The following is a 20,985-nucleotide window of genomic DNA, read 5'->3' as shown; positions in this document are numbered from 1 at the left end:
CGGGAAAATAAGGAGGATTTGATGGAAAACAAAAGAACAGAAACAAATAAAACAGTACAGAAAAGGCTGGAACCGGAACTGAAACTCATCAATATGGATACGGTGGAAGTGGAGCAGATTGAATGGCTGCTTTATCCATTTATTCCCTATGGAAAAGTAACAATTATACAGGGAGATCCGGGAGAAGGAAAAACGACAATGGTGCTTCAAATTATTGCAAAACTGACCAGAGGAGAGACTATTCTTCCAGCTGATTCAACAAAAGATAAAAGGATAGATATTGATAGTGAAAGCGATATGGTAGATGCAGAAAATATTGAAAACAATGCGTCAACACAGCATTTGGAGGCACCAGTAAATGTAATCTACCAGACTGCAGAAGATGGTCTTGGAGATACGATAAAACCAAGATTACTTGCTGCAGGTGCAGACTGCACAAAGGTCATGGTTATCGATGACAGTGAGCAACCGCTGACGATGGCAGATGTCCGGTTGGAAGAAGCAATTGTGCAGACAAAAGCCAGAATGGTTGTGCTTGACCCGATTCAGGGCTTCCTTGGATCAGAGGTGGATATGCACAGGGCTAATGAAATCCGTCCTTTGATGAAACGTATAGCAGTCTTGGCAGAAAAATATCATTGTGCGATTATTCTGATTGGACACATGAACAAGAACAGTAACGGAAAATCTTCTTACCGGGGACTTGGTTCTATTGATTTTCAGGCAGCTGCAAGAAGCGTTTTGATTGTCGGACGAATTAAGGACGAACCGGAAGTAAGAGTTGTGTGCCATACAAAGAGTTCCCTGGCACCGGAAGGTAAAGCTATTGCGTTCCGTCTGGATAAAAACAACGGATTTGAATGGATTGGTGAATATGATATTAGTGCAGATGAATTGCTCAATGGAGAGGGAAAAGGACAGAAAACCCGGAAAGCAAAAGAATTTCTGCTTGAGATACTGGCTGATGGAGGTATGGCACAAAAGAAAATTGAGGAAGAAGCAGAAAAACTGGGAATTAAAAAGAAAACACTGAGAAATGCCAAAATGGAACTGGGAATAGATTCCGTAAAACGTGGAAATCAGTGGTATTGGATGTTGTCAGAGTAGAAAAAGGAAGATGGCAAGATGACCATATCTTAATAATAGGGCATCTTGCCACCTTGAAAGGAGATCAGATGAAAAATAGAAATGTGCAGATACCATATGAGTTATTCTTTCAACTGTTGCAATATTTCCTGATGGAGAATTATGAGGGCGAAGAAATCATAAGGAAAGGGTTAGAAAAGAAATTGAATGCAATGGTAGATCGGGAGTTATACAGCAAGTACAAAACAGCCCCAACAGAGGAAGAGAGAGAAAAGTCCAGGCAGGAATACCTGGAAAGGAAGGGAATACCGGAAAACTTTCGTTGGTAGAGATTCTTGCTGATCACTTTATAACAGGAGCGTGTCACGCACCTGTAAATATCAGACAAGGAGAAAGCCGGTAAGATACAGACGAGAGGTTATAGATTACCCGATTATTTATCGGTAAATTATAGGCTGCGAAAGGGAGCCCTGAATCAGGGCGTCCTTACAGTAGGACAATAGAAAGGAGCATACAGCAATGAGAGAAGGAAGATTAGGATATAACAGCAGTAACGATAGATATGGTTTATTGTCATCAGATTTATGGATTGATACAGGATTTCATTGTGGGGAATGCTTGGAAGTACTAATTGATGATCAGTGGGTGCAGACCAGAATGGAGATGAATCCGGCAAGGGAATGGTATCTGGTAGGAACACCGTACTGCGGAGATCTGGAATATATACGGGCGAGAATACAGTAATAGATTAGTTAAGTGAGTAACGCAGAAGCAATCCGACTAGCGGGAGAAATAATGGTCTCCGCTCCGGTCGGTGCAGAACAGACGTCCTCTGGACGTCTTGCCCCCGGCAGGGCGCAAGGGTACTTTTGATAGGCGGTACGGCTGTCGAAAGTGCTTTTGCGTTACTTTTGACAAAAGTAACAAAACCGCCGTATCCGGCGAAGATTTCTTATAATCGCCATAGTTGGCGGAAATACAAATTATGTGCCATATCTAGCACGCTTTTTAGAAGGAGAGGTGAGGAGCATAATGATGAGAAGAACGATCAGCGGCATGATTGGAGCTGGATCGCTGGCTCATAACAGACGGGATTTTGTAGCTGAAAATGTAGACCCAGACAGAGTACACCTGAATATCTGTTACCAGAATGAAAATCTGAAGGAAGTATATAAAGAGTTGTTTGATGATTCTGTGGAACGGTACAATGTGGGAAAAAGAAAGGATCGGCAGATTACAAATTACTATGAAAAAATTCGTCAGGGAAAGCAGGAAAAGCTGTTCCATGAAGTGATTTTCCAGATTGGAAATCGAGAAGATATGGCTGTGGGAACGACAGAAGGAGATCTGGCGGTAAAAGTACTGGATGAGTATGTAAAGAATTTTCAGCAACGAAATCCAACACTTCATGTATTTTGCTGTTATCTGCACCAGGATGAAGCTACACCGCATCTGCATATTGATTTTGTTCCTTATGTAACTGGCTGGAAAGGGAAAGGAATGGATACCCGGGTTTCACTGAAGCAGGCATTAAAAAGCCTGGGATTTCAAGGCGGGAACAAACACGATACAGAGTTGAATCAGTGGATCAACCATGAAAAAGAAGTGCTTGCAGAGGTTGCACGACAGCATGGAATTGAATGGGAGCAGAAAGGGACACATGAGGAGCATCTTGATGTTTATAATTTTAAGAAGAAAGAGCGTAAAAAGGAAGTACAGACACTGGAGCAGGAAAAAGAATATCTCACTGCTGAGAATGAAGGACTGATTGCACAGATTGCGGAAGTAAGAGCTGATATCCAGCTTTTAAAAGATGATGAGGAGCAGGCAGTTAAAGATAAAGAGGAGGCTGAGAAGCGTGCGGAAAAAGCTGAGAAAGATCTGCACAGCCTGGAAGAACGCAGAGAACGGTTGCAGCCTGTTATGGATAATGTCAGTAAGGAAATAAAGGAATATGGGACAGTGAAAGCAATTCTACCGGAAGCTGGGACATTAGAACGTGCAACAACTTACCGGGATAAAAAGATAAAACCACTGTTTACCCAGATGAAAAATAAAATTGCTGCAATGGCAGCCCAGGTCAAAGAACTTACCAAAGAAGTAGAAAAATGGAAACACAAATATCAGGAAACAAAACAGGCATATAACCGAATGCAGAGAAAATTAGATACAATGCGTGAAGAAACAAAGCAGTTATCTGAGGAAAAGCAACAATTGCAGGGCGTTTCCGACAGATATGACCGGGTAGTGCGTGTCCTTGGAAAAAATGTTGTAGAGGATGCGGTACAGCAAGATATACAGGAGCAGAAAGCATTAGAAGAAAAACGGCAAGTGGAGCAAATGCCCAAAGGAAGTATTCACGAAAGATTGGCTTGGGGTGCCCGTAAAAGTGAAATGGAGAATCAACAGCGTAAGAAAAATAAATCAAAAAATAGAGGAATGGAGAGATAAGACGATGAAAAAGCACATTTATGATGAAAGCAATGGATTAAGCTACACACTGCATGGAGATTATTATCTGCCGGATCTGGCAGTGAATGAGGAAGAACCGACCTATGGTAAATATGGAATGCTGCGGAAACAATTTCTGAAAGAACATAGACCGGCACGATACCAGTATTTATTGCTGACGGGGGAATTGATAGCATATTTAAATCGAGTTGATCAGGAAGCTAGGGAACAGGTAGAAAGCCTAATGAAGCAGATGGTAGAAAAACAGGGTGTGACAGAACAATTGAAAATGCAGAATCAGATGAAATGGGTTGGATTGATGAATAGTATAAAGGTATGTGCGGAAGAAATTGTGTTGCAAGAACTGGTGTATATGTAAGTAAAAAGGGCAGTCGAAAGGCTGCCCTTTACAAATATGAAAATAAAAATTGCTGAAAAGGCATGAGTTTTGTAGTGTAAAACTCTTTTGACATTGTGTTTTCCGTTAAGTAAAATATCTTTGATAGACAGATAATGAAAAAATGATTATTCTTGACTCAGATTAAGAGAACAAATTACTTGCGAAGGGAGGAAATTATATGGAGCTGAGTATACAGATAAAAAAATACCGAACAGAGCTTCATCTATCACAGGAGGAACTGGCAGAAAAGGTATATGTAACAAGACAGACAATTTCTAATTGGGAAAACGAAAAGAGTTATCCTGATATTCATAGCCTGTTACTTCTTAGTTCATTGTTTAATGTATCTCTCGATCAATTAATTAAAGGAGATATAGAGAAAATGAAAGAAATTATTAGCGATCAAGAAATTAAAAAGTTTAATTATTATGGTTCCATCTATACAGTTCATTTGGCCGTGTTAATTATATCGGCAGTACCTTTGTTTATGTGGCTCGGGAGGTATGCGTATATTCCGTTTGGGATTTTATTTATTATTACAAAGTACTGGGCGTTAAAGGTTGAAAAACTAAAAAAGAAAAATGATATACAAACTTATAAGGAAATTGTTGCATTTACGGAGGGAAAAAAATTGGATGAACTTCATAAGGCAGTTGAAGTGGGAAAACGACCTTATCAAAATATATTAAAGGTTATTATCAGTGCGGGTGTTACAGCGATGATTTGCTTCTTGATTGGAGTACTGATACACTTATTTTTGAATTAATTGAATTTAAGGATATCTTGATCTGCCGAATTATAAAATAGAGCATTTTTCTCGCAGATTTTAACCGTTAGTTAAGAAATCGAAGCCATAATTAAACGAAAGCTCAATTGTAAACACATATTAGAAATACTATAATGAGAATATAAACAGGAGGTAGGAACAATGCAAATTGGTGAGAAGATAAAAAACTATCGGAAAACTGCGGGATTAACTCAAGAACAGGTGGCGGATTATTTGGACGTTTCTACTCCTGCGGTAAATAAATGGGAAAAAGGAAACACATATCCAGATATATCATTACTTCCGGCACTTGCTCGATTATTAAAAATTGATATGAATGAATTATTTTCATTTCGTGAAGAATTGACAGAAAAAGAGATTGGACAATTTGTGAATGAGCTTTCGGAAGTTTCATTGGATAGCTTTATAAAAGCCTTTGAGATGGGAAAAAATAAAATAAAGGAATATCCTCATTGTGATTCGTTGATTTATTCAATTGCTACTGTTTTAAATGCGGCGCTAACTTTATCCGATATCGATGATGAGAAAAAGTTGGAATGTAATAATGTGATTGTTGAATGGCTGGAACGAACTGCTGAAAGTCCGGATGAAAAGGTAAGGATTTCCAGTATTTTTATGCTTGCGGCGAAATATATACAAATGGAAAAATATAAAGAAGCAAATATCTTTTTGGATAAAATTCCAGATACTGTGATAGATGCCACAATTATGAAAACGAATGTATTAGCACACCAGGAAGGGACAGATGTTGCAGCGTTCTTTTTAGAGGGAAAACTGATGCAGACAGTTACGAATATACAAAGCTATCTGTATAAGTTGATAGAAATGGAAGAAGAAACTGGAAATCATTGTAAAGCAGAGGAGATTGCCGAAATCACAGAACATATGGTGTCGTTGTTTGGTCTGTGGGATTACGGTAAAGTAGTACCACATCTATTGATTGCCGGGTATCGAAAGGATGTAGAAAAATGTATTCAGTTGATAAAAGAAGTGTTGATGGAGTCACAGAAGCCATGGAAGATGGTGGAATCACCTTTATATTACAGATATGCGGATACAGTACAGGGAAAATCTTTTTCAGGAGTCGGAAATAATTTTGTTCGTGCGTTAGCTACAGAAATTGAAAATAAAGAAGAGTATGAATTTTTGAAAGGGAATAAAGAACTGGAGGCGATTTTTGCTCAATATTTGAAATAGATTGTGATAAAAATATATAGAAATGATAAGAGCTGTAAAAATCTACGTTGAATTTTACAGCTTTTTGTGTATAATAAAAGTAGAAGAAACAATTTGAAATCAAAGGAAGGAGCTGAAAGAATATGGCAAATATTTTACCAGTATCTGATTTGAGAAATTATAATGAAGTCCTGAAAAACTGTCACAAAGGAGAACCGGTATATCTGACCAAGAATGGCAGAGGACGTTTTGTTGTCATGGATATTGAAGATTATGAGCGTGACCGGGCAGAGAAAAAGCTTCTGATGAAGCTGCAGGAAGCCGAAGAAGCAGTGAAAGACGGAGAAGGCTGGCTGGATCTGGATGAACTGAAAGCGCTTGTGGGGGAATAAGATGTTAAAACTGCGGATCAATCCGATTGTTGCAAAGGATTTGAAAAATATTCGGGATTACATTGCTGAAGACAACGAGGAATATGCTGCGAAGACGATAAAAGAGATTTATGGAAAATTTGAAAATCTTCAGATGTTTCCGGGAATGGGGTCGGATCTCTCCAAACGGGTCAGCTTTCGGACAGATTATAAATATGCGATATGGGAAGATTATGTGATTATCTACAAGGTCGGTAACGAATATGTAGAGATTTATCGTGTAGTTAACCGATATCAGGATGTTACAAGGATATTTAACTAATTGAAGAGGAACTGGAATGAAATCAAATATTAAGTATGCAAATATTTTAATTATTGCTTTGGCGGTGGCATATTTTATTATTGGTGGAATGAATTTTTTGGGGTATGTAGGTGGAAAAGTAATCTTGTTGTGTTCTATTGTATCTTTAGCAGTTGCTATAGTACAAATTATGGATGTTGTTATTTCTGCGTTACAGCTACTTGAAACTAGAATAATAAAGGTATCCATTGGATTTTTGCATGCATGGGGCGTTGAAAATGAAGACAAATCTAATAGCGAAAAAGTGTCAAAGCTTGAAGAGTATAAAAGCGATCAGAAAAATATACATAAAAAATATGAAAATATAATTGAAAAAACTTCTTTGATAGCTAATGGAATTCTAATAGGTGTTTTGATTGTATTTATTTTGGGATTATCAACAGAATTTATTAAAGAAAATGCAAAGTTAGCAGATACATTATCATTATTTTCTTTTGCGCTTATATTTGTAAGTTTGACCATACAAAGTTATTTGGATAATTATATTACATGTATTAATATAGAACTGGAACGGCTATTTAATACTATAGAGGAAGAAAAAGATGAATGAAAATTTTTCAAATGGATTACAAAAATTATATAATTGTGTATCTAAAGGATTAGGTTCTATTATGATTCCTCAAGAAGTGAGAAACATAATAGATAAGGAAGCAAAACAAATTGATATGCTTGAAATGGATGGTGGAATTACAGATAAAGCAATTTCCTTATGTAATGATATGGAGCAACCTTTAGGAGAAGTAAAAGAATTATATAGAAGAACATGTTCAAGAATGCTCTATCAGGAAATGCGAAAACAGAAAAATATAGAGGATGTTGTTAATGAAGCTAAAGCAATTCTTCAAGATGAAAATGAAGTTGCTGATGAAGTAGTAAATGAAGATTGGTTAATGAGATTTTTTAATTCTATACAGGATATTAGCAATACTGATATGCAAAAATTATGGGGAAAAGTATTGGCTGGTGAAATAAAAAGTCCTAATTCTTTTACATTACGTAGTCTGGATACTTTAAGCAAGATAACAAAGCAAGAAGCAACTTTATTTGAAGAATTAAGGCCGTACATAATTAATTATAGAGGAACATTTGCAATTTTAAATGATGATGAAATAAATAAAAAATATAATGTGCTGTATGGAAAAATAGTTGAAATGTCAGAATGTGGATTAATAGATTCATCAGGATCAATGCAGTTAACATTAGGAGTAACAGCACAGTATCCATTAGAACTGATATATGATATGAAATTATTAAAAAGTAATAATATTGAGGAAAAGAAAATAATAATTCCAATATATAAGTTAACTCAAACTGGACAAGATATTTTAAGTGTTGTTGCTGATAATTACGACGAAAATTATTTACAAGATGTAGCAAATTATTTGGCAAAAAATAATCGAGAGATTACTTTTACTATGCATGATATTGCGAAGAAAGATGGTGATAACATACAGTATGTTACACAGGGAAAAACGATTTTAATTTCTGATTGATAACACAATCATGATAACAAATTGATAACACCGTTCAGTACAGCCTATGGATTTAGGACAGTTGAACACATATAAAACCCAATAGAACCATAACACCAATACTAAAAAGTATAGTGATGAGATTTTATTTGCGAGTTTGAATAATATATTAGAGCCAAGAAATGCCTATTTTACGGGCTTTCTTGGCTCTTTCTATGTCCGTTGACAATCAAATGACAATACTTTTTTAATATTATTGTAAATAATTTCTTTTTATTTAGCTGGGAATTGACTTTTCCAGTCTAAATAATCTTTTTCTGTAATCTCTTCATTTCTGAATTTCTGGTACATATCAGCCCATGCTCCAATATTATCCAGCATATTTAAAGAATCATGTCCTTTGTCTTTAAACATGAGTTGTGGTACGCCGGATTCATCCTGGTAGGCGTGCAGACCATATTGATCCTCTAAAGCAAATAATGCGTGCATGACACTAACATAAGTATCAAAGTTTGGATCAGACATGGCGTATGGACTGATCTTTAATGAGTTTGCTATTTTTTCCAATTGTTCTGATGATGGAAAACGATTCCCAAGTTCATAATTTCTAATTGCCGATTCGCTCAAGCCGGACATGATTGCCAATTCTTTCTGTGTATATCCTTGATCGATCCGGAATTTTCTTATTTTCTCACCTACTGTCATAAGAAAACACTCCTTTGCTGATTGTTACTTAAAAGTATAGCATAAACAGTTCAAAAATGAAATATAAAAATAAACCATTCATTTTTGAAATTATTCTATTGACAGTACGGAAATGAAATGTTATGATGCATATACACCGTTCGATAATGAACTGAAAAAGAAAGGGGGGATATAGATGGCTAGTAAATTATTTATATCAGCAAAAGAAGTAGCGAAAGAATTAGAAGTATCTGATTCCTATGCGTATCGTTTGATCCGTCAGTTAAATGCTGAATTGGAGCAAAAAGGTTTCGTTGTTGTCAAAGGAAAAATCAGCCGTAAATATTTTGAAGAACGAGTTTACGGTATGAACGAAATGAAATAGCAGGAGGTGATGTTTTGACAGTAATCAAAAACCAAAAGTCAAATACTTACGAGGTAAGAACCTATTATAAGGACTGGACCGGCGTAAGAAAGCAGAAGACGAAAAGGGGATTTAAACGCAAATGTGATGCCCAGGAATGGGAAAGAGCGTTTAAATTAAAGGAGAATTTGAGTCTGGATATGTATTTTGAAGATTTTGTAGATCTTTATCTGAATGATATCAAATCCAGAATCAAATATAATACCTGGCTGACGAAAAAGCATATTGTAGAAAAAAAGATTCTCCCATATTTTTCGAAAAAGAAGTTGCAGGAAATAAAACCTTCCGATATTCGACAGTGGCAGAACACCATGATGAACTATCGAAATAAACAAGGAGAAGGCTATTCACAGGTCTATCTAAAGACCATCCATAATCAGCTGAGTGCAATTTTGAATCATGCAGTTAATTTCTATGATTTGAAAAGCAATGCTGCACGCAAGGCAGGATCTATGGGAAAAGAAAGAACAAAAGAGATGCTTTTCTGGACAAAAGAAGAGTATATGAAGTTCATTGAAGCGGTGGCGGATAAGCCAATCTCCTTTTATGCATTTGAAATTCTATATTGGTGTGGAGTGCGTATGGGAGAGTTGTTAGCACTGACACCGGCAGATTTCGATTTTCAGGCGTGTACTATCCGGATCAATAAATCTTATCAAAGATTAGAGGGGAAGGATATTATTACAGATCCAAAGACTGTGAAGAGTAATCGTATGATCACCATGCCGGAATTTTTAAGCGAAGAATTAGAATCGTATATAGGAATGCTGTATGGTTTAAATGAAAATGACAGGATATTCCAAATTTCAAAAAGCTATCTTCATCATGAAATGGATCGAGGTGTGAAGTTGTCAGGAGTGAAGAGAATACGAATCCATGATTTACGACATTCTCACGTGTCATTGTTGATCAATATGGGATATTCTGCGGTGGCAATAGGAGAAAGGGTAGGACATGAAAGTGTGGAGATCACATATCGATATGCACATTTGTTCCCGACAATCCAAACAGAGATGGCGGAAAATCTAAATCAGGAAAGAGAGGAATATCTGGATGAGTGAAAAAAATCGGGATAACAAGAATCGGTGGCGTAATGTAACCATAGCGTTTCGAATGTCTCCGGAAGAAAATGAAGAGCTGGATTTAAGAGTAAAGCTTTGTGGATACCAGACGAGACAAGAATATATCATTGAAAGTGTTTTACATCAAAAAGTCACAGCAGTAGGAAATCCATTGATGTTAGTACAGTTTAGAAAACAGCTTCGAGGGATTGAAGAGGAACTGAAAAGGTTAACTACATTAGAGAATGCCGATGAAGAATTGTTTACACCTATTCGAACAATGTTGGAGATATTAAATGCATTTGCAGAAGAAAGAAACTATGAAAGAAGGAAAAAAGAAAAAGCCCAGAAATAATCTGAGCAAGTTCCCTGATCATCAGAATAACTGATATACCATCCTAACAACTTGAGTATATCACAAAATTGTTGTTGCAACAATTGTTAAATTCTGTTTGCCAGGGACTTGCCCGGTTGGGCAGGAGGTGGAAATGGAAGAACATTATAGAGAAGTAAAAAAGGCAGAACCATGCCTGAAATTGATCCACATGGATCAGGTTGAAGTGGAAGAAATTGAATGGCTCTTTTATCCCTTCATACCATACGGGAAGGTCACCATTATTCAGGGAGATCCTGGAGAGGGTAAGACCACCGTGGTGTTGCAGATCATTGCAAAATTAACAAAGGGAGAACCAATACTAAATGAGATAACCGAAGAAGAAACAGGTGTAAAGCCAATCAATGTGATTTATCAAACAGCTGAAGATGGATTGGGCGATACAATCAAACCAAGATTGTTAGCGGCAGGGGCAGATTGTTCCAGAGTCTTGGTGATTGATGACCAGGATCAGCCATTAACCATGGTAGATGCAAGGCTGGAAGAAGCGATTATACAGACGAAAGCAAGACTTGTAGTATTAGATCCAATTCAAGGTTTTCTAGGGGCTGGTGTTGATATGCATAGGGCAAATGAGATTCGCCCATTGATGAAAAGAATTTCTGTATTAGCAGAGAAATATCAATGTGCCATTATTCTGATCGGTCATATGAATAAGAATAGTAATGGAAAATCATCCTATCGTGGATTGGGCTCTATTGACTTTCAAGCGGCAGCAAGAAGCGTGTTGATTGTTGGAAGAGTGAAAGATGAACCGGAAATCCGAGTGATCTGTCATGTAAAGAGTTCTCTTGCTCCGGAAGGAGATGCGATTGCCTTTCGATTAGACAAGGAAAAAGGATTCCATTGGATTGGAAAATATGACATCAGTGCAGAGGACTTATTGTCTGGTGATGGACGAGGGCAAAAAATCCGAAGTGCGAAAGATTTTTTAAAAGAGATCTTAGCAAATGGATCAATGGAACAGGCAAAAATAGCGGAAGAAGCAGAAGAACGAGGAATTAAAAAGAAAACACTTTGGAATGCGAAGAAGGAATTACAGATTGATTCTGTGAAGATAGGAAATAAATGGTTCTGGATGTTACAAGAAGAGTAAAGGAAGATGGCAAGATTACCATATCTTAAAGAATAGGGAATCTTGCCACCTTGATTAAAAAGGAGTGAAGTGATGAAAAAAGTACAGATTGATTATGAACTGTTTCGAAAATTGATCTTTTATCATCTGGGTTCAGATGATCAGTATGAAGAAGATATTCGAAATGGCTTGGAAGAAAAATTGGATGCATTAGTCAGACATGAACTCTATACGAAGTATAAGACGGCTCCTTCTGAGGAAGAGCAGGAGAAAGCACGACAGGAATATTTACATAAGCGTGGAGTGTCAGCCAGTTATCGGTGGTGATGTTTGTTTGGGGAATATAGAACAGGAGCGTGGCACGCACCTGTATCATACCAAACAAGGAGAATTGCCGTAGGGTGTAGCCGATACAGTGCTGGCTGATTTGAAAGCTCCCGGCAGGGCGCAAGGGTACTTTTGATGGACGTTAGGCTGTCGAAAGTGCTTTTGCGTTACTTTTGACAAAAGTAACAAAACATGATCGCCATATCTGGCGTTTTAAAATGAAGGAAAGGAGATTTATTGAAGAGGACGATTAGTTTTATGACAGGGAAAGGCTCCCTGAACCATAACAGTAGAAAATTTCATGCAAAGAATACGGATCCGAACAGAACCCATTGGAATGTTGAATATTGTAATGAAGATATCAAAGACGTATATCATGAATTATTTGACGAAGCCTTGAAACGTTACAACGATAAACAGACTCGAAAAGATCGTAAGATAGATGATTACTATGAAAAGATACGTTCCGGGAAACAAGAAAAATTATTTCATGAGGTTATCCTTCAGATCGGTGATAAAGACAATATGGGATCAGAAACGATGGAGGGACAGCTTGCTGCAAAGATATTAGATGAATACATGAAAGGATTTCAAGAACGGAATCCTACGTTGCGAGTATTTGCTGCTCATCTGCATTTAGACGAAGCAACACCACACCTACATATTGATTTTATTCCCTATGTTACAGGAAGTAAGCGAGGACTTGATACAAGAGTATCTTTAAAACAAGCCTTATCGTCATTAGGATTTAAAGGTGGTTCCAGAAGTGAGACGGAGCTAAATCAATGGGTACAATCAGAAAAGGAAAAATTAGCCATGGTCATGAGGGAAAATGAGATAGAATGGGAGCAGAAAGGAACTCATGAACCACATCTTTCTGTGTTGGATTACAAGAAAAAGGTTCGAGAACAGGAAGTAGAAGAATTAACGGAACATAAGAATTTATTGGAACATGATTTGCATGATATCAGCGAATGTGTGGATGAGATCCAAAAGGAAAAAGAACAGGTAGAAAAAGAGAGAGATGCAGTAATTAAAAAGACAGAAGTGTTAGAAAAACGATTTTCTGCACTAAATTCAAAAGCTGGACTTGTTGACTCACATGCACGTGAGTATGGATATTATCCGGAAGAATGGCTGCCAGAAGCCGGAACTTTAGAGTCTGCAAAATCTTACAGGAAGAGAATATTTCCTTTGGTGAAAAAAGTTGCGAACATGATACAGGCATTGTATAGCAAATATTTAGAACTGAAAAGCAAAAATCAAAAGCTATCAGATCGAAACCTGGATCTTGAAAATCGTGTAGATCGGTTGCGAGAAGAAGTATCTGTTATAAAGAAAGAGAATGTAGCTTTGTTAAATGTGTCATATGATATGGATCGGGTTGTAGCTGTTTTGGGAAAAAATAAGGTCAAGGAAGCAATAGAAGTTGCAAAGCATTTGGAACAGGCAAATGCAAAACAAAACATCAAGAAGAAACGTATAGACAGAGATGGTAGATAGAGGGGAATGAGTTATTATAATGCTAAGTTAGAAAGAACCCAGTAAATACAAGGGTTTCGCTGACTTTTGTCCTACGAAAAAATGAGAAATACCATGATGATTTTGATGATGAGTATCGGTATCCGAGTCAAAATTGAGTGGTGAAATGGAGGTTTGCAATAATATAACTCACGGTACTTAGAATATAATATATTGATTGCCTATGTGATGTGGATTTCTTTCCCGCCCGGAAGAGTGATATGTCATGTAGCAATGATGTGAGTTGTTGTAGATGGATAAATGAATAGTTTGTTCTAGCTAACTATGCTTTCATTGTAGCGGATATAGAGAACTGTTATAATAGAAATATAAAGAAATAGGTAAATCGGAATTTCGTACATTTTTGAAATGCAATGCAGATGAGAAAGATCTGGATGAGCAGTTTGCAAAGGTATGAAACCAAGCCTGCCCTGATCGGATATACGGTGGAAGCCGAGTTTATCCGGCAAGCCATAACCGGGGCAGCCATACGTCCCATAGAGTAGTGTGATTTTCAATAATAAAACGATATAAGATTTATTTTTGATTACGAAACGAACTTGGCATCATTCCATAGTGATTTTTGAACTGTTTATAAAAATGGGTACGGTTTTTAAAGCCAAGCTGAAATGCAATCTCAGAAATCGAGAGATCCGTTTCTTTGAGCAGATCAATGGCCTTCGTTAAGCGATAGTTCATACAATAACTAGATAAGTTTAAATTGCTGTATTTTTTGATAATCCGATTGATATAATCTCCGCTATAATGCAATTTTGTTTCTAGTTCACTACGTGAAATCAATCCGTTGGAATCTTCTATCATATGGGTTGCTCTGGAAAAAATTAAAAAGTCGTTGTTGTAATCTAATTTCACATGAGTTGTGTGAAAAGCTGTTGTATCACATATAAGTCCTAAAATATTGCAAATATATCCGTCAATCAGATGGGAACTCCCAAAGGTAGGAGAAAGCATAGTTTTTGAGATGCTTTCTCCGTTTTTATACATACAGCGATGTGCAAAATCATTTCCTTGTACCGGAAATATATCAAGGAATTGCTTGTTAGACAGAACATCATTATTTTCACTTTCTTGCAAGAATTTTAAGATTGGACTGTCCAGTATCTCCTGTTCTTCTGCAAAATAGAGATTGTGCGTCTCTTTTATCATCTTAGTGATATATTCCTTGGATAGATTGAGAAAAAATACACGGAAGTTTCCATCAAATCTTTCGGCATGTCTCAAATTTCGGTTAACGATACATCCTGAACCTTTGGGATAGATACGGATAGTATTTTCAATAGAGTTTGTTACAGTCCCGTCTAAAACATACATGAATTCATAGAAATCATGTTGATGTAACACTCGATTTTGACTTGTGAAGATTGTGCTGATGTTTGGAACAATTGTGTGTTTAATGTCAGTCGGGGTAAAATTAGTCAAACTGATATATTCATTTACTTCATCCTTATAATAGGTCTCTAATACGAAACTAAATGGTGTTTCTAAATGATAATATTGATTAAAATGACTTTCTCTTCCATAGATAGTTAATGCATTTTTATAATCTTTATTAAATGATATTTTCGGCATATAAGCACCTCGATTCCCAGATATGTTACAAAGTATATCATATTCCACCAATAAATGATATTGTTGACGAATAATAATTACGATATGATTGAAACATATCATATAGAGAGCTCATGAGCCGGCAAAATGGGCATAACATTTAAGGAGGAAGTTACAATGGGAGAGAATGCTTCGCAAAAAAAATATTTAAAGTTTTATCAAAAGTTAGCTTATGGATCTGGTGATCTTGCATCAAACTGTAGTTATGGATTAGTTTCCAGCTTTTTGTTGTTGTATCTTACAAGTGTAATGGGAATGAATAGTGCTGTGATTGGTACATTGATGTTGGTATCCAAGTGTGTGGACGGAGTTACAGATGTGTTCTTTGGGAATATAATTGACCGAACACATTCTAAAATGGGAAAAGCCAGACCGTGGATGTTATATGCACAAATTGGTGTATCAGGTTGTTTGGCACTGCTTTTCTCAGTTCCGGCAGGAATGGGAAGAACTGCACAGTATGCATATTTCTTCGTATTTTATACCTGTTTAAATGCAATTTTTTATACAGCGAATGGTATTGCATATTCATCATTGACTGCATTGATTACAAAAAACCCAAATGAAAGAGTTCAACTTGGTTCATTCCGTTTCATGTTTGCAGTTGTAACAAATATTGTATTAGGATTTGCAGTAACTTCTGCAGTAAGTGCTTTTGGTGGTGGTGCAAATGGATGGAGAATGGTTGCTATTGTATTTGCAATAATTGCACTTGTTGTAAATACCATCAGTGTTCTTGCTGTGAAAGAACTTCCGGATGAGGAAGTAACTGTGAAAGAGGACGGAAAATCAGCTGAAGATAAATTAAGTTTTCTGGATACAATTAAAGTCCTTTTGAAAAATAAATATTATCTGATGATTGTTGCTATTTACATTGTGTATTATATTATGAGCAATCTTGTTACAGGATCAGGTGTTTTCTTTGCAACATATTATCTTGGAAATGAAGGAATTTATGGATTACTAAATATGATGAAAATGTTTCCGGTAATCTTTGCATTAATTATTGCACCGTTCATTATTAAAAAAGTCGGTAATATGCAGAAGGTAAATACATGGGCATATGGCATCAGTTGTGTACTTGGCATTCCACTGATTTATGCTGCAGTAACGAAAAATATCACACTTTTTCTCATTATTCTTTTCGTAAAAGGCGTATTTGCAGGATTCCTCAGTGGCTCATTGAATGCGTTTATTGCAGAGGCCAGTGCTTACACAACAAGAACAACTGGAATTCGCATGGAAGGAACGATGTACTCTTGTTCTTCTCTCGGTGTTAAAATCGGTGGTGGAATCGGTACAGCTGCAGTGGGCTGGTTATTAGCAGTGGGCGGATTTGTAAATGATGCCGCTGTTCAGACAGCAGGAGCGACAAATATGATTTTATGGATATATCTGATCATTCCGGTTCTCATCGGTGTGCTGATTACATATTTACTTTCCAGACTTGATGTAGAAAAAGCAAATCAGAAATGGGATGAAGAACATCAGAATGTATAGGAGCAGTGTGTTATGGAAAAAATAAAGTTACTAGATAATTGGAAATTCTGTAAAGGGGTGGTTTCCTCATTGAAAATCATGGAGATGTCTGGAAAGGCACCGGAGGTTGTGACCTTACCGCATGATGCAATGATTTATGAGAAACGTACCAAAGAGACAAAGAATGGAAGCCAGACAGGATTTTATCCAGGTGGAATTTATACATACTTTAAAGACATTGATGTGCCAGAAGAATGGGAAAACAGAGCTGCTATTCTGGAATTTGAGGGGATATATGAAACAGCAATGGTATATGTGAATGGGGCATTGGCGGCTACAAACCTGTATGGATACTCAGGATTCTTTGTGGATTTGAAACCATATTTGAATTACGGACAGATGAACCAGATTAAAGTCATTGCAGATAACTCAGCAGAAGAAAACTCCAGATGGTATTCTGGAAGTGGAATTTATCGAGATGTCAATCTATATCTTGGAGGATCCACTTATATTCCGCCGGAAGGTGTGAAAATTACAACGATATCTGCAGATGAAAAAATGGCAAGGTTGGAATTAGCTGTTCAGATAGAAAACATCTCCGAAGATTCCAGAGCAGATGAAGCTCAAGTGGATATTTATTATGAAGGAGCAGTAATTTGTAGTTGTAAGAAAGAAATCACAGATGAGGAATGTGGACTAAAACAGTTCACATGGAATGTGGAGATTGAACATCCACACTTATGGGATACAGAATATCCAAATCTCTATCAAATAGAAGTTACTCTTTTGAAGAATGGAGAAATTCTTGATAAACAGAAGGAACATTTTGGAATCAGAACCATTTATGTAGATGGAAAACACGGGTTCTGCCTAAATGGAAAGTCATTGAATCTGCGGGGAACTTGTTTGCATCATGATAATGGAATTATTGGTGCAGCAACGATATATGATGCGGAACGAAGAAAGATTCGTATTATCAAAGAAGCAGGATTTAACAGTATTAGAAGTTCTCATCATCCAATCAGCAAGGCAATGCTGGATATCTGTGATGAAATGGGGATTATCGTTATGGATGAACTGTTTGATATGTGGACGGTTCATAAAAACAGCCATGATTTTGCCTTACATTTCTTAGATGAATGGGAAAAAGTTACGACCAGAATGGTAAACAAGGACTATAACCATCCGTGTGTAGCAATCTATTCCATCGGAAATGAAATATCCGAGCTCGGAACAACGCGTGGAGTTGAAATCAGCCGGATGCTTTGTAAGAAACTACATGAACTAGATGATACACGATTTACGACTTGTGGCGTGAATGGGTTAAATGCGGCAGGAGCCAGACTATTTGAAATTATGAGAGATGTGGCTCCATTGATTAAACGAAAAGATGAAGGGAATAGCGGTGACAATCAAGGGCAATCCATGGGAAGCAATGCACTCAATGGAATCATGGAGTTCATGTCTGGTGAGGCAGGAGACGCATTTGCAGCACATCCTAAATTATCAGAAGCTATTGCAGGAGTAAGTGATGCGACAGATATTGTAGGATTAAATTACATGACAGGACGCCATGTGTTAGAGGCACAGCTACATCCGAATAAAGCGGTAGTGGGAACGGAAACATTTCCAGCAGATATATTCAGATTGTGGACATTGGTAGAGGATTATTCTCATATTATAGGAGATTTTACCTGGACAGGATATGATTATCTCGGAGAAGCAGGCTGTGGTATTTTTTATTACGATGGAACAAAGAATTTTGGCAGTGTCTATCCGGATCGTCTGGCATATATTGGGGATATCACAATTACAGGGGTACGAAGACCAATCAGTTATTATCGTGAAGTTGTATATGGATTAAGGCATGAACCATATATTGCGGTTGAACGAGTTGATCGTAATGGACAGACTCCATCGAAAACTCCGTGGATGTTTAAAGATAATATTTCCAGCTGGACGTGGACTGGATACGAAGGTACTTCTGCAAGTGTCGATGTCTATTCTGACGCAGAAGAAGTAGAACTCTTTCTGAACGATGAGAGTCTGGGGAGAAAAAAAGCTGGAAAAGAAAACCAATATATGGCTGAATTTACCGTGCCGTATCAAGCAGGAACATTGATGGCAATTGACTATGTGAATGGAATGGAACGGGGACGATATTCATTGGAAACAGCTAAGAAATCAACAACTCTTGATGTGAAAATGGATAAAAAAGTGCTTACTGCCAATGGACAAGATCTGTGTTATCTGAACATTACGCTTTGTGATGAAAGTGGAAAAACGAACCAGCAAGAAATAAAACAGATTACGGTATCTGTTGATGGTGCAGGTAAATTACAAGGTCTTGGAAGTAGTAATCCGTCTAATGAAGAAGATTATTTTGACAGATGTTGTAATACATTTGATGGAGATGCGATGGCATGTGTAAGAGCCGGACATGAATCTGGAATCATTACAGTAACAATTTCAGCAAATGGATGCGAAGATGTAGTAAGAAAAATAGAAGTGAGGTAGCGGCATGAAAAAGCTATATAAGAAAATAGTTTCATTAGTAATGAGTGCGCTTTTAGCAGTAATGGTTTTGCCGGTAACAACTCATGCATCAAATCAGCAAGATAATGATATTGTATACGGTGCGGATATTGGGTGGTTAAGTCAAATGGAAAATCAGGGGATACAATATTTGAATGAGGACGGAAATGTCGATGATGCGTTGTCTGTGTTAAAGAATAAAGGCATTAATGCGGTTCGATTAAGGGTTTTTGTAAATCCGGAGACAGATTTTGTTTGGACAAAACCTGATGGAACAACATGTCTTTTGGGATATTGTGATACTCAAGGGTTGTTATATACTGCGCAAAGAGCCAAAAATCTAGGTATGAAAATCATGCTTGTATTTCATTATAGTGACCATTTTGCAGATCCTTTATGCCAGGATATACCTGAACAATGGTCGGGGGCTTCAGCAAAAGAAATTGAAAAATATGTATATGATTATACATACTATATAATGAATTTTTTGGGAGAAAATGGAATAACTCCTGAATGGGTGCAGGTTGGCAACGAAGTGAGCTATGGTGTTCTATATCCCTATGGAAGTAATCAAACGGGTGATTTCGAGCAACTTACGGCATTTTTAAATAGTGGATATGATGCAGTGAAGGCTGTAAGCCCGAATTCAAAAGTAGTTACACATTTGACACATGGAAGTGGTATTTTACATTTTGAATGGTTTTTTAGTAATTTTATTACAAAATGCGGAGGAAAAACCGATGTAGTAGGACTTTCCTACTACCCGTATTGGACAGGTGGAGATGAGATTGAAAATGTTGCAGTAAATCTATACAATATGGCAACAAAATACGAGAAAGAAGTAATGATTTGTGAAACTGGCGAGGTGGAAACTGATGCAGCTAAAACCTATGAACTGCTTCGTAAAGAAATAAATGCCTTGAATACTGTGCCTGGAAATAAAGGCATTGGCGTTTTCTATTGGGAACCAGAAGCAAATTCACAGTATTTACCAGATGGTTACACATTAGGTGCGACTGAAGAAGTTTCTTCAAATACACTTAGATTTACAGATGCTTTAAATGCTTTCAAAACGGGTACGACATTCTTATCAAATGAGTGCTCATATGAGTTTTATAACGTGAATAGTCAGAAAGCACTTAACGTATGTCAGGGGTCCCAGGATAACAATGCGAGTATAGAACAATATACGTATGGTGGATGGAACAGCCAAAAATGGATATTTGAGCAGGTAGATGGAAACTATTATATTATAAAGAACAAGAACAGTGGTCTTGTTTTGGATGTGAATTCTATGTCCACGCAGGTGGGGGCATCTATTATACAGTATGAATATAATCAAGGATGGAACCAGATGTGGGAAGTGATTGAAAAGGATGATGGTTCATATGCTTTAAAAAATCGATTGAGTGGATTGTATTTAGGCGTTAGAAATAATTCTTCAGCAGATGGTGAGTGGTGTCAGCAAACAAATTTAAGTGAAAGTGGAACATCCTGGTATCTAGTTGTGACGGAATAATAAACTATATTCATGAGATTGTTTATTGTATAAAGATAATCTTGAAGCGTCCTAGGAAGGAAAAACTTCTCAAATCATGGGGCTATCGGTTAATACCGATTTTTAGGCTCTAAATCTTAAAATATGAATCTCCCGTAGAAATCAGTATTTTTAATACTTGAACTTCTTCGGGAGATTTGTATTTTCTAGTTTCTGTATGTATTTTAGGGCGCAAAAATCCTTTAACTGCATTT

The 20,985-nt window shown here is 36.9% G+C and carries 22 protein-coding genes; 20 read left to right on the top strand and 2 right to left on the bottom strand.

The window, feature by feature from the left end; genetic code table 11:
• The first annotated feature begins 21 nt into the window (after window positions 1-21).
• From BQ7352_RS02710 to BQ7352_RS02655, 11 genes are all read left to right on the top strand, one after another.
• Complete coding sequence (locus BQ7352_RS02710) at window positions 22-1,107, top strand: AAA family ATPase (protein WP_072446754.1); 1,086 nt, start codon at window positions 22-24, stop codon at window positions 1,105-1,107.
• Between the two features lie 68 nt (window positions 1,108-1,175).
• Window positions 1,176-1,415 (top strand): complexin-2, encoded by a 240-nt coding sequence (locus tag BQ7352_RS02705; protein WP_072446882.1) that lies wholly within the window; start codon window positions 1,176-1,178, stop codon window positions 1,413-1,415.
• Window positions 1,416-1,605: 190 nt separating this feature from the next.
• Window positions 1,606-1,830 carry a DUF5348 domain-containing protein gene (locus BQ7352_RS02700; protein WP_072446749.1) on the top strand — a complete coding sequence of 75 codons (225 nt, stop codon included), beginning with the start codon at window positions 1,606-1,608 and terminating at the stop codon, window positions 1,828-1,830.
• A gap of 288 nt (window positions 1,831-2,118) precedes the next feature.
• Window positions 2,119-3,537 (top strand): plasmid recombination protein, encoded by a 1,419-nt coding sequence (locus tag BQ7352_RS02690; protein ID WP_072446746.1) that lies wholly within the window; start codon window positions 2,119-2,121, stop codon window positions 3,535-3,537.
• A 4-nt stretch (window positions 3,538-3,541) separates the two neighbouring features.
• A complete protein-coding gene (locus BQ7352_RS02685; RefSeq protein WP_072446744.1) occupies window positions 3,542-3,916 on the top strand; it encodes a TnpV protein in 375 nt (124 codons plus the stop codon).
• Window positions 3,917-4,115: 199 nt separating this feature from the next.
• The gene (locus BQ7352_RS02680) at window positions 4,116-4,703 is read left to right on the top strand and encodes a helix-turn-helix transcriptional regulator (protein WP_072446742.1); all 588 of its coding nucleotides are present in this window, start codon (window positions 4,116-4,118) and stop codon (window positions 4,701-4,703) included.
• Window positions 4,704-4,865: 162 nt separating this feature from the next.
• Window positions 4,866-5,921, top strand: coding sequence for a helix-turn-helix domain-containing protein (locus BQ7352_RS02675; RefSeq protein WP_072446740.1), 1,056 nt, complete (start codon window positions 4,866-4,868; stop codon window positions 5,919-5,921).
• 122 nt (window positions 5,922-6,043) lie between these two features.
• On the top strand, window positions 6,044-6,292 hold the full coding sequence (locus BQ7352_RS02670; protein WP_005333597.1) for a type II toxin-antitoxin system prevent-host-death family antitoxin: 249 nt from the start codon (window positions 6,044-6,046) through the stop codon (window positions 6,290-6,292).
• Between the two features lies 1 nt (window position 6,293).
• Window positions 6,294-6,593: a type II toxin-antitoxin system RelE/ParE family toxin gene (locus BQ7352_RS02665; protein ID WP_072446738.1), complete on the top strand. Its 300-nt coding sequence runs from the start codon at window positions 6,294-6,296 to the stop codon at window positions 6,591-6,593.
• 16 nt (window positions 6,594-6,609) lie between these two features.
• Entirely contained in the window at window positions 6,610-7,182 is a 573-nt protein-coding gene (locus BQ7352_RS02660) for a hypothetical protein (protein ID WP_072446736.1), read from the top strand.
• Window positions 7,175-8,125 carry a DUF2806 domain-containing protein gene (locus BQ7352_RS02655; protein ID WP_072446734.1) on the top strand — a complete coding sequence of 317 codons (951 nt, stop codon included), beginning with the start codon at window positions 7,175-7,177 and terminating at the stop codon, window positions 8,123-8,125. The genes BQ7352_RS02660 and BQ7352_RS02655 overlap by 8 nt, the downstream gene beginning before the upstream one ends.
• A gap of 252 nt (window positions 8,126-8,377) precedes the next feature.
• Here BQ7352_RS02655 and BQ7352_RS02650 read toward each other — a convergent pair whose 3' ends face one another.
• A complete protein-coding gene (locus BQ7352_RS02650; protein WP_072446732.1) occupies window positions 8,378-8,809 on the bottom strand; it encodes a helix-turn-helix domain-containing protein in 432 nt (143 codons plus the stop codon).
• 175 nt (window positions 8,810-8,984) lie between these two features.
• On the opposite strand from BQ7352_RS02650, the gene BQ7352_RS02645 reads away from it, so the two are divergent.
• The 6 genes from BQ7352_RS02645 (at window position 8,985) to BQ7352_RS02620 (ending at window position 13,572) form a co-directional block, all read left to right on the top strand.
• Complete coding sequence (locus BQ7352_RS02645; protein WP_003019365.1) at window positions 8,985-9,173, top strand: hypothetical protein; 189 nt, start codon at window positions 8,985-8,987, stop codon at window positions 9,171-9,173.
• A 14-nt stretch (window positions 9,174-9,187) separates the two neighbouring features.
• The gene (locus BQ7352_RS02640) at window positions 9,188-10,273 is read left to right on the top strand and encodes a site-specific integrase (protein ID WP_008976823.1); all 1,086 of its coding nucleotides are present in this window, start codon (window positions 9,188-9,190) and stop codon (window positions 10,271-10,273) included.
• Window positions 10,266-10,628 (top strand): plasmid mobilization protein, encoded by a 363-nt coding sequence (locus BQ7352_RS02635; protein ID WP_072446730.1) that lies wholly within the window; start codon window positions 10,266-10,268, stop codon window positions 10,626-10,628. The genes BQ7352_RS02640 and BQ7352_RS02635 overlap by 8 nt, the downstream gene beginning before the upstream one ends.
• 133 nt (window positions 10,629-10,761) lie before the next feature.
• Window positions 10,762-11,763, top strand: coding sequence for an AAA family ATPase (locus BQ7352_RS02630; RefSeq protein ID WP_072446728.1), 1,002 nt, complete (start codon window positions 10,762-10,764; stop codon window positions 11,761-11,763).
• Window positions 11,764-11,835: 72 nt separating this feature from the next.
• Window positions 11,836-12,069: a complexin-2 gene (locus tag BQ7352_RS02625; RefSeq protein ID WP_072446726.1), complete on the top strand. Its 234-nt coding sequence runs from the start codon at window positions 11,836-11,838 to the stop codon at window positions 12,067-12,069.
• A 258-nt stretch (window positions 12,070-12,327) separates the two neighbouring features.
• Window positions 12,328-13,572: a plasmid recombination protein gene (locus BQ7352_RS02620; RefSeq protein ID WP_083429833.1), complete on the top strand. Its 1,245-nt coding sequence runs from the start codon at window positions 12,328-12,330 to the stop codon at window positions 13,570-13,572.
• A 555-nt stretch (window positions 13,573-14,127) separates the two neighbouring features.
• Here the strand turns inward: BQ7352_RS02620 and BQ7352_RS02615 are convergent.
• Window positions 14,128-15,180, bottom strand: coding sequence for a helix-turn-helix domain-containing protein (locus tag BQ7352_RS02615; RefSeq protein WP_052530472.1), 1,053 nt, complete (start codon window positions 15,178-15,180; stop codon window positions 14,128-14,130).
• A 156-nt stretch (window positions 15,181-15,336) separates the two neighbouring features.
• Between BQ7352_RS02615 and BQ7352_RS02610 the strand changes: the two genes are divergently transcribed.
• The 3 genes from BQ7352_RS02610 to BQ7352_RS02600 are packed head-to-tail and all read left to right on the top strand — an operon-like array spanning window position 15,337 to window position 20,752.
• The gene (locus tag BQ7352_RS02610; RefSeq protein ID WP_040351280.1) at window positions 15,337-16,719 is read left to right on the top strand and encodes an MFS transporter; all 1,383 of its coding nucleotides are present in this window, start codon (window positions 15,337-15,339) and stop codon (window positions 16,717-16,719) included.
• Window positions 16,720-16,731: 12 nt separating this feature from the next.
• Window positions 16,732-19,215: a glycoside hydrolase family 2 protein gene (locus tag BQ7352_RS02605; protein ID WP_004223561.1), complete on the top strand. Its 2,484-nt coding sequence runs from the start codon at window positions 16,732-16,734 to the stop codon at window positions 19,213-19,215.
• A gap of 4 nt (window positions 19,216-19,219) precedes the next feature.
• Entirely contained in the window at window positions 19,220-20,752 is a 1,533-nt protein-coding gene (locus BQ7352_RS02600) for a glycosyl hydrolase 53 family protein (protein WP_004223558.1), read from the top strand.
• Window positions 20,753-20,985: the final 233 nt, after the last annotated feature.

It is taken from the genome of Blautia sp. Marseille-P3201T (assembly GCF_900120295.1).
Lineage (GTDB): Bacteria > Bacillota > Clostridia > Lachnospirales > Lachnospiraceae > Blautia.
This window is presented reverse-complemented; position numbering and strand designations above follow the sequence as displayed.

Bases quoted from the DNA above. Each gene is read 5' to 3' on its own strand.
- BQ7352_RS02625 (WP_072446726.1), top strand. From the start codon at position 11,836: ATGAAAAAAGTACAGATTGATTATGAACTGTTTCGAAAATTGATCTTT.
- BQ7352_RS02670 (WP_005333597.1), top strand. From the start codon at position 6,044: ATGGCAAATATTTTACCAGTATCTGATTTGAGAAATTATAATGAAGTC.
- BQ7352_RS02660 (WP_072446736.1), top strand. From the start codon at position 6,610: ATGAAATCAAATATTAAGTATGCAAATATTTTAATTATTGCTTTGGCG.
- BQ7352_RS02665 (WP_072446738.1), top strand. From the start codon at position 6,294: ATGTTAAAACTGCGGATCAATCCGATTGTTGCAAAGGATTTGAAAAAT.
- BQ7352_RS02635 (WP_072446730.1), top strand. From the start codon at position 10,266: ATGAGTGAAAAAAATCGGGATAACAAGAATCGGTGGCGTAATGTAACC.
- BQ7352_RS02690 (WP_072446746.1), top strand. From the start codon at position 2,119: ATGATGAGAAGAACGATCAGCGGCATGATTGGAGCTGGATCGCTGGCT.
- BQ7352_RS02710 (WP_072446754.1), top strand. From the start codon at position 22: ATGGAAAACAAAAGAACAGAAACAAATAAAACAGTACAGAAAAGGCTG.
- BQ7352_RS02600 (WP_004223558.1), top strand. From the start codon at position 19,220: ATGAAAAAGCTATATAAGAAAATAGTTTCATTAGTAATGAGTGCGCTT.
- BQ7352_RS02645 (WP_003019365.1), top strand. From the start codon at position 8,985: ATGGCTAGTAAATTATTTATATCAGCAAAAGAAGTAGCGAAAGAATTA.
- BQ7352_RS02620 (WP_083429833.1), top strand. From the start codon at position 12,328: ATGACAGGGAAAGGCTCCCTGAACCATAACAGTAGAAAATTTCATGCA.
- BQ7352_RS02610 (WP_040351280.1), top strand. From the start codon at position 15,337: ATGGGAGAGAATGCTTCGCAAAAAAAATATTTAAAGTTTTATCAAAAG.
- BQ7352_RS02605 (WP_004223561.1), top strand. From the start codon at position 16,732: ATGGAAAAAATAAAGTTACTAGATAATTGGAAATTCTGTAAAGGGGTG.
- BQ7352_RS02630 (WP_072446728.1), top strand. From the start codon at position 10,762: ATGGAAGAACATTATAGAGAAGTAAAAAAGGCAGAACCATGCCTGAAA.
- BQ7352_RS02705 (WP_072446882.1), top strand. From the start codon at position 1,176: ATGAAAAATAGAAATGTGCAGATACCATATGAGTTATTCTTTCAACTG.
- BQ7352_RS02655 (WP_072446734.1), top strand. From the start codon at position 7,175: ATGAATGAAAATTTTTCAAATGGATTACAAAAATTATATAATTGTGTA.
- BQ7352_RS02685 (WP_072446744.1), top strand. From the start codon at position 3,542: ATGAAAAAGCACATTTATGATGAAAGCAATGGATTAAGCTACACACTG.
- BQ7352_RS02675 (WP_072446740.1), top strand. From the start codon at position 4,866: ATGCAAATTGGTGAGAAGATAAAAAACTATCGGAAAACTGCGGGATTA.
- BQ7352_RS02650 (WP_072446732.1), bottom strand. From the start codon at position 8,809: ATGACAGTAGGTGAGAAAATAAGAAAATTCCGGATCGATCAAGGATAT.
- BQ7352_RS02615 (WP_052530472.1), bottom strand. From the start codon at position 15,180: ATGCCGAAAATATCATTTAATAAAGATTATAAAAATGCATTAACTATC.
- BQ7352_RS02680 (WP_072446742.1), top strand. From the start codon at position 4,116: ATGGAGCTGAGTATACAGATAAAAAAATACCGAACAGAGCTTCATCTA.
- BQ7352_RS02700 (WP_072446749.1), top strand. From the start codon at position 1,606: ATGAGAGAAGGAAGATTAGGATATAACAGCAGTAACGATAGATATGGT.